8 protein-coding genes and 1 tRNA gene are annotated in these 15,420 nt (G+C 67.6%); 2 read left to right on the top strand and 7 right to left on the bottom strand.

Features of this window, described 5'->3' with window-relative positions; genetic code table 11:
- Positions 1–57 precede the first annotated feature (57 nt).
- Positions 58–1,824, top strand: coding sequence for a glycoside hydrolase family 13 protein (locus GII31_RS08745; protein WP_260840496.1), 1,767 nt, complete (start codon positions 58–60; stop codon positions 1,822–1,824).
- Here GII31_RS08745 and GII31_RS08740 read toward each other — a convergent pair.
- From GII31_RS08740 to GII31_RS08720, 5 genes are all read right to left on the bottom strand, one after another.
- Positions 1,811–2,515, bottom strand: coding sequence for a hypothetical protein (locus GII31_RS08740; RefSeq protein WP_213248634.1), 705 nt, complete (start codon positions 2,513–2,515; stop codon positions 1,811–1,813). The two genes, GII31_RS08745 and GII31_RS08740, sit on opposite strands and share 14 nt — an antisense overlap.
- Complete coding sequence (locus GII31_RS08735) at positions 2,512–2,982, bottom strand: acyl-CoA thioesterase (RefSeq protein WP_213248632.1); 471 nt, start codon at positions 2,980–2,982, stop codon at positions 2,512–2,514. Before GII31_RS08735 ends, GII31_RS08740 begins: the two co-directional genes overlap by 4 nt.
- 81 nt (positions 2,983–3,063) lie before the next feature.
- Positions 3,064–7,815, bottom strand: a complete 4,752-nt coding sequence (locus tag GII31_RS08730; protein WP_260840495.1) for an NAD-glutamate dehydrogenase — start codon at positions 7,813–7,815, stop codon at positions 3,064–3,066.
- A gap of 163 nt (positions 7,816–7,978) precedes the next feature.
- Entirely contained in the window at positions 7,979–9,655 is a 1,677-nt protein-coding gene (gene ettA / locus GII31_RS08725; protein WP_213248630.1) for an energy-dependent translational throttle protein EttA, read from the bottom strand.
- Positions 9,656–10,006: 351 nt separating this feature from the next.
- The gene (locus tag GII31_RS08720; RefSeq protein ID WP_260840386.1) at positions 10,007–12,073 is read right to left on the bottom strand and encodes a bifunctional copper resistance protein CopD/cytochrome c oxidase assembly protein; all 2,067 of its coding nucleotides are present in this window, start codon (positions 12,071–12,073) and stop codon (positions 10,007–10,009) included.
- Between the two features lie 69 nt (positions 12,074–12,142).
- Here GII31_RS08720 and GII31_RS08715 point away from each other — a divergent pair.
- A tRNA-Arg gene (locus tag GII31_RS08715) sits at positions 12,143–12,219 on the top strand.
- 106 nt (positions 12,220–12,325) lie between these two features.
- Here GII31_RS08715 and GII31_RS08710 read toward each other — a convergent pair.
- Both GII31_RS08710 and GII31_RS08705 read right to left on the bottom strand, forming a co-directional pair.
- Positions 12,326–13,915 (bottom strand): glycosyltransferase family 39 protein, encoded by a 1,590-nt coding sequence (locus GII31_RS08710; protein WP_213248626.1) that lies wholly within the window; start codon positions 13,913–13,915, stop codon positions 12,326–12,328.
- Positions 13,916–14,020: 105 nt separating this feature from the next.
- Positions 14,021–15,298, bottom strand: coding sequence for a uracil-xanthine permease family protein (locus GII31_RS08705; RefSeq protein ID WP_213250068.1), 1,278 nt, complete (start codon positions 15,296–15,298; stop codon positions 14,021–14,023).
- Positions 15,299–15,420 lie beyond the last annotated feature (122 nt).

Below are 15,420 nucleotides of genomic sequence, written 5' to 3'. Positions count from 1 at the left end.
GTCGTGAGCGACCAGAGCACCCCTGACGCCCCCGCCGAGCCGACTCCCGACGAGGTGATGCCGGACGCCGTCGATGCGCCCGCCGCCGTCGATAAGCCCGTCGCCGTCGATACGCCGGAGCCGGACACCACCGGGTATCCGGAGGGTGCCGCCGATCGTCCTGCCGCCACTCAGCTCGACACCTCCGACACGACATGGTGGCGCGACGCGGTCTTCTACCAGATTTATCCGCGCTCGTTCTCCGACGCCGACGGCGACGGCGTCGGCGACCTCGTCGGTGTCATCAGCCGGCTGGGCTATCTGGAACTGCTCGGCATCGACGCGATCTGGCTGAGCCCCATCATGCGCTCGCCGATGGCCGATCACGGGTACGACGTCTCCGATCCCCGCGACATCGATCCGGTGTTCGGGAACATCGCGCGGTTCGACGAGCTGATCACCGAAGCCCATGCCCGCAACATCCGGGTGACGATGGATCTGGTGCCCAATCACACCAGTGACCAGCACGCATGGTTCCGGGCAGCGCTGGCGGCCGGACCGGGCAGCCCCGAGCGAGGCCGCTACATCTTCCGCGACGGACGGGGCGAGGGCGGCGACGAACCTCCCAACAACTGGCAGAGCGTGTTCGGCGGCCCCGCCTGGCACCGGGTCACCGAGGCCGACGGCTCGCCCGGCCAGTGGTACATGCACATCTTCGCGCCGGAGCAACCCGACCTGAATTGGGAAAATCCGGAGGTCTTCGAGGATCTGGAGAAGACACTGCGGTTCTGGCTCGATCGCGGCGTCGACGGCTTCCGCATCGACGTGGCGCACGGCATGGCAAAGCCCGAGGATCTGCCCGACATGGATCTGGATGCCACACGGTTGCTGGAGAACAACGACGACGATCCCCGCTTCAACAACTATGCGGTGCACGACATCCACCGCAAGATCCGCACGGTGATGGACGACTATCCGGGCGCGGCCAATGTGGGTGAGATCTGGGTGGAGGACAACGAGCGCTTCGCCGAGTATCTGCGCCCGGACGAGCTGCATCTGGGTTTCAACTTCCGGCTCGCCAAGGCGGACTTCGACTCGCAATCGATCCGGTCGGCGATCGAGAACTCGATCGACGCTGTGCTCAGCGTCGACGGCACCCCCACGTGGACGTTGTCCAACCATGACGTCGACCGGGAGGTGAGCCGGTACGCACCGGAGATCACCGACGGCGTCGACCCCGAGATCGCGCTCGCCGACGGGATCCTGCGGGCACGGGCGATGGCCCTGGTCGAGCTGGCCCTGCCCGGCTCCATCTTCATCTACAACGGCGCCGAACTCGGCCTGCCGAACGCCGACCTTCCCGACGAGTCGCTGCAGGATCCGGTGTGGGAGCGGTCCGGTCACACCGAACGCGGCCGTGACAATTGCCGGGTGCCGCTGCCGTGGGAGGGCTCGGAGCCTCCGTACGGATTCAGCACGACCGCCGACACCTGGCTGCCGATGCCGTTGTCGTGGGCGCCGTTCACGGTCGAGGCTCAGCTCGAAGACGTGGGCTCGACGCTGTCACTGTACCGGCGTGCCATCGAATTACGTTATTCCCGAAAGGAATTCGACGGCGCCACGGTCGAGTGGTACGGCGCACCGGACGGCTGCCTGGCGTTCCGCCGATCGGAGGGGCATCTGATCTGCGCGCTCAACACCACGGCCGAGCCGGTGGAGTTGCCGCCGGGCGAGCTGCTGCTGTCGAGCTATCCGCTCACCGATGGTCTGCTGCCCGCGAATTCGGCGGCCTGGCTCGTCGAGACGGCGGCTCCCGCGGCCGCCGACACCGCTACAGCGCGGTGACGCTCAGATCACGGGTGCGCCGCTGATAGACCGACCCGAACCGGGCGTCGATCCGGATCCACGCCGTCGACGCCCGGACCCGGATGGGCTCGTCCTCGGCGATCCTGTTCAGGTCCGAGGTGTCGGTGACCTCGTGTCCGTCGGCGTCGCGGACAAATCCCATGGCGGTCAGCGCGAACACCGACCGCAGGATGATGGTGACCGCCGGTTCGCCCGCTCCGGCGGAGACCTCCAGCACCCCCTGGTCGAGCAAACCGGTCGCCGGTCCGTGTGCGCTGCCCTCGGTGCGGGCGAGCCTGGCCCCGCTGCGGGCGAGCTCGACCACCGACCGGGCGGGCACATCGTCGACGTGCGTATAGCCTGTCGCCGCCGGCAGCGCCCCCTGCCAGGCACCGCCGAAGGTGAATCCGGGGTCGGCAAGCGTACCCGGTTGCGCCGTGGCCAGCACGGCGCGGAGCTGTTCGGCATCGCAGACGATGTCGGCGGGCGCCGACCCGCCGACGATGGACCGGGTGGCCAGCACGTCGAAACCGGTGTGGGTCCACAGCCCGAGTCGGCCGTCCGGCCGACCGTGCAGCCTGATCACGGCCGCATCGCTCATCCGGGCCGCGCGCGCGATGAAGGCGAGCGCATCGGTCCGGTCCGATTCACTCGCCGCGCGAACCCACCGTTCTGGTGTCGGACCGTTCACCGGGAGAACTCGTGCAGATACGCCTTCTCCTCCGGCGTCAGCCGCCGTAGGCGCTGGGTGTCGACGTCGAAGGCGACGAGTTGGGTGGAGGCGATGATCGCCGGTTTCGATTCGGGCGCACCGCCCTTGGGACGCACCTCATATCCGACGGTGAAGTCGACGGCCCGGACTCGTTCGGTGAACATGGTCACCTCCAGCGGACCCTCGTCGTGCCGCAGTTGCAGCTGGTACTTGACGTGCAGGTCCGCGACCACACATCCCGACCGCAGGGTGACGGTGGGCCTGTTGTCGTAGAACAGCCACGGAATACGGGCCTCCTCGAGGAGGGTGACCATCCGGGCATGATTGATGTGCTGATACACGTCCATGTCCGACCAGCGCACCGGTACCTTCACCAGATATCCGCGCTCGGTCCTGGTGCCCTCATCTTCCACAACCTGCACGTGTGGTCCTCTCCTCACGATCATCGCCTGCGGGTGTCGGTGACCGGCACCGCACACCACCTATGCCACCCTACGTGCCGGGCCCGGCACATCCGCGACGGCTCCTCAGCGCAGCAGGCTGCGCAGCTGGCGGGTGGCCACCGACAGGGTCGCCAGGTCGAGTGTTCCGGACTCCTCGATCTCGGCGAGCATCGAGCGCACCCGCGCCAGCCGCGAGGACTGGGACTGCTCCCATTCGGCGATCATGTCCGCCGGGGACTCCCCCGGCTCGCCGAGCGTCAGAACCTGAAGCGTGACCGCGCGCAGGGTCGCGTGCATGTCGTCGCGCAGTGCCAGACGCGCCAGCGCATGCCAACGGTCACCGTGGTCGAGGACACTGACCGCGGTGAGCAGCCCCTCGACGCCGAAGTGCTCCATCACCGCGAAGTAGAGCGCACCGACCTCCGCCGAATCGGTGTCCGATATCTCGGCGGCGTCGATGATGTCGAGCAGGCAGAAGCGGTGCAGGCTGATCGCCGCGTCATGTGCGATGTCGGCGGGCACTCCGGCGGCCCGGTAGGAGGCCGTGCGGTCATCGACGTCGCGCGCCGAGCTTTCGCCGAACCAGCCGGGCAGCAACGGGGTGAGCCGGGCGACCTGACCCGAGTAGCGCGTGATCTCGGCGGCCACCGCGAGTGGTTGCGGACGGCCGGCCAGCAGCCATCGCGATGCCCGGAACACCAGCCTGCGCGCGTAATTCAGCATCTCGTCCACGGTGCGCACGTCGACGGGGGCGGCGGCGATGCGGTCGAACACCTCGCCCATGCCGAACACCTCGTTGACCACGACGAACGCCCGCACGCCGTCTTCCGAACCCACCGCCGACCCCTCGGCCAGCCGGAACAGATGGGTGATCCCGACCCGCGCCACCACCTCGTTGACGAGGGTGGTGGCCACGATCTCCCGGCGCAGCCGGTGGGTGCGCAGCTCCTCGGCGTACGGACCGCGCAGCACCTCGGGGAAGTATTGCGCCAGACGCCCGTCGAAGACGTCGTTGTCGATGAGGTCCCCGGCGAGGAGGTCGGCCTTGGCGAGCAGTTTCACGTGCGCCATCAGGGCGGCCAGCTCCGGCGAGGTCAACGCGCGGCCCGTCTCGCCGTGTACCCGCTTGCGCAGTTCGGTCGGCGTCGGCAGGGCCTCCAGCCGCAGGTCGACGCCACGCTCGGCGAGCGAGCCCAACAACCGGGCGTGCACCTCGGCCCAGCCGGGTGCATCGCTGCGGGAGAAGCCGAGTTCGGCGTTCTGCGCGATATTGTCGGCCAACACCAGGCGGGCGACCTCGTCGGTCATCGAACTGAGCAGTGGGTTTCGCTGCGCGGCGGGCAATGTGCCGGCGGTGACGGCGGTGTCGAGCAGCACCTTGATGTTCACCTCGTGGTCGGAACAGTCCACACCCGCCGAATTGTCCATCGCGTCGGTGTTGATGCGGCCACCGGCCAGATCGAACTCGATCCGTCCGTGTTCGGTCACGCCCAGGTTGCCGCCCTCACCGATGACGGTGGCGCGCACCTGATTCCCGTCCACCCGGATGGCGTCGTTGGCCTTGTCACCGACGTCCGGGTTCGATTCGGTGGAGGCCTTGATGTAGGTACCGATACCGCCGTTCCACAGCAGGTCCACCGGTGCGAGCAGGATCGCCCTGATCAGTTCGGGAGGCGACAGCACGCCGGTGCTCTCCTCGATGCCCAGCGCCCGGGCCATCTGCGTGCTCACCGGGATGGCCTTCTGGTCGCGCGGCCACACCCCACCGCCCTCACCGATCAACGCCGGATCGTAGTCGGCCCACGATGACCTCGGCAGATCGAACAGCCGCTTGCGTTCGGTGAATGATTGCGCCGCATCCGGATTCGGATCGACGAAGATGTGCCGATGATCGAAGGCCGCCACCAGCCTGATGTGCCCGGACAGCAGCATGCCGTTACCGAACACGTCGCCGCTCATGTCGCCCACTCCGACGACGGTGAAATCCTGTGTCTGGGTGTCGATCCCGATCTCCCGAAAATGCCGTTTGACCGATTCCCATGCACCGCGGGCGGTGATGCCCATCGCCTTGTGGTCGTAGCCGGCCGAACCGCCCGAGGCGAAGGCATCACCGAGCCAGAATCCGTATTGTGCGGCAACGCCGTTGGCGATGTCGGAGAACGTGGCGGTGCCCTTGTCTGCGGCGACCACCAGGTAGGTGTCGTCGCCGTCACGACGCACCACCGACCGGGCCGGCACCACCGCACCGGTCGCGGTGTCGATGTTGTCGGTGACATCGAGCAGCCCCGAGATGAACTGGCGATAGCATTCGACGCCTTCGGCCCGCAGCGCGTCGCGGTCGGCAGCGGCGTCGCCGGTGGCCACCGGCGCCCGCTTGAGCACAAAACCACCCTTGGCGCCCAGCGGCACGATCACCGCGTTCTTCACCGCCTGTGCCTTCACCAGACCCAGGATCTCGGTTCGGAAGTCCTCGCGGCGATCGGACCAGCGCAGACCGCCTCGTGCCACGTCACCGAAACGCAGATGCACGCCCTCCACCCGCGGCGAGTACACGAAGATCTCGTGCAGTGGGCGCGGCTGCGGTGCCTGTGCGATGTCCCGGGTGTCGAGTTTGAACGACATCACCGCGCCCGGCACCTGCCGGTCGGTGACGTAGACGTTGGTGCGGACCACGGCCAGAACGACTGCGGCGAACGCCGAGACGATGCGGTCGGCGTCGAGTCCGATCACCGCACCGATGTCGCGGCGCAGGTCGGCGACCGCGGCCGCACGGCTGTCCTCGTCGGCGGCGTCGGGATCGAACGACGCACCGAACACCGCCACCAGACCCAGCGTCACCTCCCGCTCATCGCCGAGCACCGTCGCCGAATGTCCCGTGCTGTAGCCGAAACCGATCTGCCGGAGATAGCGATAGCAGGCCCGCAGGATGGCCACGGCCCGCCAGTCCAGGCCGCACCGCACGATCAGCGCGTTGAAGGCATCGACCTCGGCCTCCCCACGCCAGAGTGCTCCGAAGGCGGCGGTGAACCGCGTGGCCAGGTCGCCGGCGCCGTCCGGGTCGCTGGTGATGCCCGGAGCAAGGGTGACGCCGAATTCGTAGGCCCAGCAGGGCACGCCGTCGGCCCGGTCCAGCTCGTAGGGATGCTCGTCGAGGACCGCGACACCAAGGCTCTGCAACACCGGGAGCACATCGGTGAGCGTGACCGATTCCCCACACAGGTACAGCGTGAACGTCCATCGCGCGGAGTCGGCGTGTTCGCGCAGCGTGACGGTCATGCCGCCGGGTGACAGGCCGACGACGTGGGCGAGATCGACCACGGCATCCTCGGGTGAACGGCTCTCCTTGTAGTCCTCGGTGAGCGTCGGGACCATCCGCAGCACGGTCTCGGCGCCGTCCTCCCCGGCGAGGGTCGTCGAAGGCAACGCCGCCAGTTCGGCGACCGCACCCGGAACGAGCGCCCGGACCCGGTCGTCCCATCCGCGGATCAGGTCGGCGAGCGCCTGCTGGATCCGCGTGTGCGAGGCCGACCCCGGTTCGAGCGAACCCAGTGCCGCGATCTCGGTGTCATCGACGCGTACCAGCAGTTGCAGCAACGCCAGCGGCAGTTCGCTGACCCGGGCGGTGTACTCCAGGTCGGTGGCATGCAGACTGCTGGCGATCTCGTGCTGCACACTCAGCCGTACTGCCGTGGTGTACCGGTCCCGGGGCAGGTACACCAACGCCGAGGCGGTCTGCGCGCCCGGTGTGGCCCGCACGAACCATCGCAGGGATCGCGAATCGACGGCGTCGAGCATCTCCCGACTGCGCAGCGCCAGGTCCTCGGCACTGAGGCAGAACAGCTCCACCAGCGGATAGTTCTGTAACAGTTCGATAATCGACTGTCCCGCAAACGAATCGGCGTCGACACCCGCGTGAAGCAGCACATCGGTCACCTTGGGCCCGATCACCGGGATGTCGAGGATCGACTGGTGCCTGCCCCAGGTGGTGAAGTCCCCCAGGAAGCGGTGCTCGCCGGTGAGTTCGCCGTCGGCGCCGAATTCCGGAACCTGGAGCAGCACCGGAAAGGCCGATCGCTGGATACCCGTGCGCAGGTACACCCGCGACACCACGGGCCACTGCCGCACCGGCGCGCACGCCAGTGCGGCGATCGCATCGGCACGCCGGATACCCAGGTCCCCGACCCCGCCGGATGTCGGTTCACCTGTTGTGGAAACGAATTCGTGGCCAAGGAGGGTGAATCGAGAACTCGCGAACCAGTCGAGCAGTTCGACGTACCCGGCCCGCTCGTGGGTGTCGCCCGGCGCCTTCTCACAGGCACGCGCGCATTCGTGCAACGCCGTCCGCATCGGCCCGAAGTCTCGCTGGACGTCGGCGACCCGGTCGATCACGGTGGCCAGATCGTCGCCGAAGGCTGACGTGTCGATGCCGGCCTTGGCCGCCGACGCGCGCACATGGATCCATGACTCGGCTGTCGCCGAACCCGACTCCTCGACCGCGACCAGCACACCATCGGCCCGGCGCACGACGGGCAGTACCGGGTGGTCGATACCGTCGACGGTCAGCGCGTGCGCCTCGACGGTGGCCAGGACCGCCTCCACCAGCAGAGGCATGTCGTCTGCGACGACGATGATCTCCACGCCGCCGGCCGCCGATGCGGCCACCGCCACGGTGGTCTCGCCGGGCTGTCTGCGGGCGGCGACCTCGAGGTGCCTGTGCACCCGGTCGAGTGCGGCCGGATCGGCCGCCGAGCCTCCCTCCGCCTGATCTGCGGCCCGAACACCGAGGTACCTCGGTGCGACCTGATCGACGTTCACCGTCAGCTGCGGCACGGATATCACCCTCACCGGTGGGAAGTCGGGACCGGGCGTCTCCCGGTCCGCTCTCCGATTTCCGATGCTAACGCCCCGCACCGGGCGCGGGCGTCGAGACCGTGAACACCGCCGAAACTGTTGAGGCCGTGCCCGCTCGGCGGGCACGGCCTCAACAGACGGCTGATGATCAGTCGCGGGTCAGTTTGCGATGGGTCACCCGATGCGGGCGGGCCGCGTCGGCACCGAGCCGGTCGACCTTGTTGGTCTCATAGGCCTCGAAGTTGCCCTCGAACCAGAACCATTGCCCCTCTTCCACATTGCCCTCCCAGGCGAGGATATGGGTACAGGTCCGGTCCAGGAACCACCGGTCGTGGGAGATCACCACGGCACAGCCGGGGAACGACTCCAGCGCGTTCTCCAGCGAACCGAGGGTTTCCACGTCGAGGTCGTTGGTCGGCTCGTCAAGCAGGATCAGGTTGCCGCCCTCTTTGAGCGTCAGTGCCAGGTTCAGCCGGTTGCGCTCACCACCGGAGAGCACCTCCGACCGCTTCTGCTGGTCGGGTCCCTTGAATCCGAATGCGCTGACGTAAGCGCGCGAAGGCATTTCGTTCTGACCGACCTCGATGTAGTCGAGGCCGTCGGAGACCACCTCCCACACCGTCTTCTTGGGGTCGATGTTGGCGCGGGTCTGGTCGACGTAGCTCAGCTTGACCGTCTCGCCCACCTTGACGGTGCCCGAATCGGGCTCCTCCAGGCCGACGATGGTCTTGAACAGCGTGGTCTTACCAACACCGTTGGGGCCGATGACACCGACGATACCGTTGCGCGGCAACGTGAACGACAGATCCTTGATCAGAATGCGGCCGTCGAAGCCCTTGTCGAGGTGACCCACCTCCACCACCACATCACCCAGGCGCGGCGGGGTGGGGATCTGAATCTCCTCGAAGTCGAGCTTGCGCGTCTTCTCCGCCTCGGCCGCCATCTCCTCGTAGCGCTGCAGACGGGCCTTGTTCTTGGTCTGGCGGGCCTTGGCCCCCGAACGTACCCAGGCCAGTTCTTCCTTGAGCCGCTTCTGCAGCTTCTGGTCCTTCTTGCCCTGCACCTCCAGGCGCTCGGCCTTCTTCTCCAGATACGTGGAGTAGTTGCCCTCGTACGGGATCAACTTGCCGCGGTCGACCTCACAGATCCATTCCGCGACGTGGTCGAGGAAGTACCGGTCGTGGGTCACGGCCAGCACAGCCCCCGGATAGCTCGCGAGGAACTGCTCGAGCCACAGCACGCTCTCGGCGTCGAGGTGGTTGGTCGGCTCGTCGAGCAGCAGCAGGTCGGGCTTGCTCAGCAGGAGTTTGCACAGCGCGACGCGGCGCCGTTCACCACCGGACAGGTGGGTGACGGGCGAGTCGGCGGGCGGGCAGCGCAGCGCGTCCATCGCCTGTTCGAGCTGGGAGTCGAGATCCCAGGCGTCGGCGTTGTCGAGCTCTTCCTGGAGTTTGCCCATCTCCTCCATGAGTTCGTCGGAGTAGTCGGTGGCCATCAGCTCGGCGACCTCGTTGAAACGGTCGAGCTTGACCTTGATCTCACCCATCCCCTCCTCGACGTTCCCCTTGACCGTCTTCTCCTCGTTGAGGGGCGGTTCCTGCAGGAGAATGCCGACGGTGGACTCGGGATCGAGAAACGCCTCGCCGTTGGACGGCTGGTCGATGCCTGCCATGATCTTGAGGATCGACGACTTGCCGGCGCCGTTCGGGCCGACGACGCCGATCTTGGCGCCCGGGTAGAACGACATGGTGACGTCATCGAGGATGACCTTGTCACCGTGCGCCTTACGCACCCGCTTCATGGTGTAAATGAACTTCTCGGCCACGGTAGTCCTCTGACCTGCCTATTCCCTGTTGTTCGTCGTCACGCCGCGGCTCAATCGCACCGCCGGCACCGATCCCCGGGCGAACCTGAGCGGCCCACGGCCGGACGCTGTCCGGGATCGGGAGCCGACGCCTGGTCGCATTGTCGGCCCCGGTTAAGTCTACGGTGCGACCGGTGGCCGGTATCGATCCCACCTGTCGCGTCGGTTCGCCTAACCCAAATCATCAGGCATTAACGACAATTCGGACAACCTTCGAGGTCACTCCCGAATTCGATCGCCTTCGGCCGGTCGGCCCGGCGCATCGGACTGCCCGCGGTGGCCGGTGAACTCGCGGTGGGCATAGTGTCAGCCCTACCGGGGGCCGTCGTTCAGGGACTTGAGCATCTCGTTGTAGCCTTCGAGGTCCGCGTCGTGATCGCGGTCGGCCTGCCGGTCGTAGCGACGGGCGGCGCGTTCGTCGCTACGCTGCCACTGCACCAGCAACGCCAGCATGATCACCACCAGCGGAATCTCGCCGGCCGCCCAGGCGATGCCGCCGCCGATGCGCTGGTCGTCGAACAGGTCGTAGCGCCACGGCAACATCAGGCTGCGATAGTACTGCTCGGCGATCACCGACCCCGTCATCATCAACGCGACCCCGAAGAACGCGTGGAACGGCAACGAACCCCAGACGATGCCGAGTTTGGCGACCGGACTGACCTGGCGAGGCGCGGGGTCGATACCGATGGTGAGCCAGTAAAAGACATAGCCGCTCACCAGGAAATGCAGATTCATGGCCAGGTGCGCCGCGTGATAGTCGATGACCGTCTCGAACAGCCCGCCGAGGTACAGGACATAGAAGCTGCCGACGAAGATCACCGCGGCCACCCCCGGATGGGTGACGATCCGGCCCCAGGGGCTGTGGATACCGGCCAGGATCCATTCCCGCGGGCCGGCCGGGTTGCCCTTGCCCGCGGGTGCGAGCGCCCGCAACGCCAGGGTGACCGGTCCGCCGAGAACCAGCAGCACCGGCACCATCATCGACATCATCATGTGCGAGATCATGTGGATGCTGAACATCGCCGGCGAGTAGCGGCCCAGCCCGGACGACGTCGCGAACAGCAGCAGTGCGCACCCAAGGATCCAGGCGACGGTGCGGCCGATCGGCCACTGGTCACCGCGGCGGCGCAATCGCACCACACCACGCAGGTACACCACGGCCAGGACAATGGCGAGCGTGCCGAAGATCAGGTCGAAACGCCAGTCGAACATGATGCGGGCGAAGGTGGGCGGTTCGGTGATCAGGTAGCCGATCTTCAATTCCACCGGGCTGATCGACGCCGTGTCGACGGGCGGCGGCGGGGTGCGCGACAGACCCGCCGCCAGGCCGAACGTCGCGGCGAACACGATGAGCTCGACGATCCCGAACCGCACGAACAACGACGTGCGCCACGACCGGCCCGTACCGGCCGGGTCGGCGGCGTCGTCCGCGGTTGCCTCGAGTGCGGCGATGGTCCTGCGCCGATGCCAGGCGCCGAGGCCGCCGAGGACGAGGAATGCGGCAACCTTCCACAGGATCAGCCGGCCGTAGGTGGTGTCGAGCAGGTCGCCGATCGGTGCGCGGGTCAGCGCGTTGATCACACCGCTGGCGCCGACGACGAGGATGCACCAGAACGCGACGCGGGAGAACCTGCGCACGGCCAGGACCCGCCAGCGGCCGTGCGCAAGTGCGTAGGCCACGACCGCGAAGAGGCCGCCCATCCACACCGCCGCCCCGACGATGTGCAGGATGAGGCTGTTGGTGGCCAGGTCGTGGTCGCCACCGGACGAGGAGTGCCCGGCCAGCGCCGACGGCATCAGGCTCAGTGTCACCAGCACGATGACACCGATCGACCAGCCCCACCGCCACACGACGCGGGCCAGCACTGCGGCCAGCAGGGCGAAGATCGCCGTCCACAGCCAGGTCTGCGCACCGGCCACCTGCCCGTAGGCATTGGTGAGGTTGGCGGGTGTGATCGCTTCGGCGAAGCTCTCGCCGCTCACATCGGAGATGGCCAGCGGCACCCCGAGCAGGCCGCACACACCCCAGATCAGGGAGGCCACCGCACTGATCCGCATCGCCCGGTAGCCGCCGATATCGAAGATCCCGTCAGCCTGGGCGGGCACGAAGAACGCCGCGAACACCGCCGTTCCGAGCGCTACCGCAGCACTGAGCTGGCCGACACCGGTCACCACAGGCAGTCCGTAGGTGGTGATCCACCCGGGGTCGGGAACGCCCGCGAGCTTGATCGCCGAGGCCGCACTCGCCGAGGTGACCACAACCGCGATGATCGCGGTGACCCACCCGATCAGCCAGCACACCCCGGCCACGACTCCGCGCTCATCGCGCATCTCATCCCGGCCGGGCGCGGTCGGGGCAGTCGACGACGCACGGTTCATGCGACCACTCTAAGTCCGGCTATACTCGGTCAGGTTGTCAGCCCACGTCGCACGTGATGCTGCACACCCGCCTCCATAGCTCAGCTGGATAGAGCAAGAGCCTTCTAATCTCTAGGTCGCAGGTTCGAGTCCTGCTGGGGGCACCATGACATCCCTGCCGACCTCCGCCCGGGCGTCTTTCGACGCCACGGTTACAAGAATGACACTTCTTGTAAGACTGGCAGCCCTTGGCCGACGGAACCGCTGACGCGGTCAGGCCGTGGGACGCGTGTAGAGCGTCACCCGGGACATCCCGAAGTCCCGGCTTTCGGCGGTCTCGGTCCAGCGCTCGGTGAGCTCCTCGCTCAACGGGGTACCGACTTCGGGGACGGGCCGCCACCTGCCGTCGGCGCCCGGCACCGAGACGAGCCAGATCCGGTCGTATCCTTCGGTGATCTGCTCGAACACCGACCCGACCGACGAGGTCTCCACCGCCCGTACGAGTTCGGGCCGGGAGGGGGTCCAGTAGGCCCCGGACTCCCGCGCGGTCGCCTCCCCCGCCGCGATGTCGACCGGCGCGTCATCGCCGAGGACGGCATCGGGCGATTCGGTCAAATACCAGCGCAGGGCCGGTTCGTTCCACGTCGGCGCATAGAGCAGCCCGTCGCCGGACTCGTGCCGCCCGGCGATCCACTCGGCGGCCTCACGAGGCTGCTCCGGCTTGTCCACATGGGCCAGGGCACCGGGAGTCAGCAGCACCACCGCGATCACCGGCACCGCCGCGGCGAGCACCGCCGCCCGCCCCCACGAACGCCGGGCGGCCAGTTGCCAGGCGATCGACACCGCGATACCGGCGAGCACCGCCCAGGCCACCGCCGAGGACAGGACATAGCGCGGGAGCAGCATCGGCCGGTATAGCCATCCACCGACCAGCAGCACCACGGTCGGACCGATCGCCCACGTGATCAGGGCACACACGTCGGCACGGGATATGTCGGGGACCTGCGGTGATCGGCGAGACACCGCCATCGCGATCGCCCCGCCCAGCACGCACAGCAGAGCGGGCAACGAGGCGACGGTGGTCAGGAAGTCCGGCCAGTCCCGTGGCGCGAGATTGGTCAACCAGCTCTGCAGATAGCTGAATCTCACCGCCAGAATCAGCATCACCACGATCACCCCGGCGTCGACGGCGAGCACCACCGCCGCGATCGCCGTCCGGGCCCGCGTCCACGTCGTGGCCCGGACAGCGCCGAGCAGCCAGGGCAGCATCGCGGCAAAGGCCAGGACCGTGAGGGTGTGCAGGCTCACCGCGACCGCGACAAGCAGACCGGCGGCGATGATCCGGCGGGCGGTCAACCCGGTGAGGCTCGCACCGTGCACGATCACCGCGACGCCGGTGACCGCCAGGACCGCGAGCGCGTAGGGCCGTCCCTCGATCGCGTACACCCCCACCAGATCCGGGTGCAGGGCGAGCACGACCGCGGCGACAAGACCCGACACGGCTCCGGCGATCCGGCGGGCCAGAATCGCCGCCAGCGTGATCGTGGCCACCACCGCCACGAACGACGGCAGCCGCAGCCACACCTCCGTCGGCTCGCCGAGCCACACCCAGAGATTCATCAGCAGTGAATATCCGGCGAATCCGCCGTCGGCCTCGTGCAGCACATCAACGGTGTCCGAGAAGCCACGCGAGACGGTGCTCGCCGTGATGGCCTCATCGCCCCACATCGAGATCGACAGTCCGCGGCTCGCTTTCAGCGCCGTCAGCGCGACGATCGCGGTCAGCAACCACGCAAAGACGCGGTCGGTTCGAGTTCGTTCTCCGGGCACCGTCGACGACAGGTGCGGCTCACCGAGCGACATGCTTTGAGACGCTACTTATCCGCCCCACCTTGGGCAATGCATGTACGGCGAACATCAGGCCCGCGCGCCGCACGCCGATCGACCGCCCGCGGCGCCGTCCCGATGTCAGTGCGCCGCCTCCGACCGTCCGTCCGGTTCCACGGTGCCACGCAGACCGCCGATGAACCGCATCGAGTGATAGATCGCCAGAGCCGCGATGGCGCCGAGCGCGATGCCGCCGAACTGCAGATCGCCTATCTTCCAGGAGTAGTCGGCGATGCCGATGATCAGGGCGATGGCGGCGGTGAACTGGTTGATCGGCTGGGAGAAGTCCACCTTGTTGCTCACCCAGATATGAATGCCGAGGATGCCGACGAGGCCGTACAGCGCGGTGGTGACGCCGCCGAGCACCCCGGGCGGGATCGCGGCGATCGTCGCGCCGATCTTGGGTGAGAGGCCCAGCAGGATCGCGCCGATTCCGGCCACCCAGTACGCGGCGGTCGAGTACACCTTGGTGGCGGCCATGACCCCGATGTTCTCGGCGTAGGTGGTGGTGGCCGAACCACCGCCGCTGCCCGCCAGCATCGTGGACACACCGTCGGCGAACAATGCCCGGCCGACGCTGCGGTCGTAGTTGATGCCGGTCATCGCCGTCAGCGACTTGACGTGACCGATGTTCTCGACGACCAGCACCAGCACCACCGGCAGGAACATCGGCAGCACCGACAGATGAAAGCTCGGCCCCTGAAAGTCGGGCAGCCCTACCCACGAGGCGTCGCCGATGGCGCTGGTGTCGATCTCGTCGCGCCACCACGCGATCAGATATCCGATCACCACGCTCAGGAAGATCGCCAGCCGGCCGAGCAGTCCTCTGAACAGCACCACCGACAACACCAGCAGCACCAGGACGATCGTCGCCGTCACCGCACCCTGCTCGTAGTTGCTCTTGGCCGCGGGCGCCAGGTTGAACCCGATCAGCGCGACGATCGCGCCGGTCACGATCGGGGGCATCAGCGCCTCGATCCAGCCGATGCCCGCGACATGCGCGATCACACCGATGATCGCGAGCAAGGCACCCGACACGACCAGGCCGCCGAGCGCCGCCGACGGCCCCTCCGCCGCGCTCGCGGCCAGCACCGGGGCGATGATCGCGAAACTCGATCCCAGGTAGCTCGGCATCCGGTTGCGGGTGATGATCAGGAACAGCAGTGTGCCGATACCGCTGAAGAAGAGCGTCGTGGCGGGCGAGAACCCGGTCAGCACCGGCACCAGGAAGGTGGCGCCGAACATCGCCACGATGTGCTGTAGGCCGATGCCCACCGTGCGCGGCCAGCTCAATCGTTGGTCGGGCGCGATGACCGTACCCTGGTCGACCCTTGTCCAGCCGAAGAACCCGCCCTGCATCGTCATCGCAATAGTGTTGCAGCCAAAGCCAGGTCGCGCGCGCGGAACGCCAGAGGAGGCCTGTGTTGTAGCGTTCGAGGTTGTAGCGTCCGCGGTTGTGGCGCTCGGGCAGGATCCCTGCG

The organism is Gordonia pseudamarae (genome assembly GCF_025273675.1).
Classification (GTDB): Bacteria; Actinomycetota; Actinomycetes; order Mycobacteriales; family Mycobacteriaceae; genus Gordonia; species Gordonia pseudamarae.
This window is presented reverse-complemented; position numbering and strand designations above follow the sequence as displayed.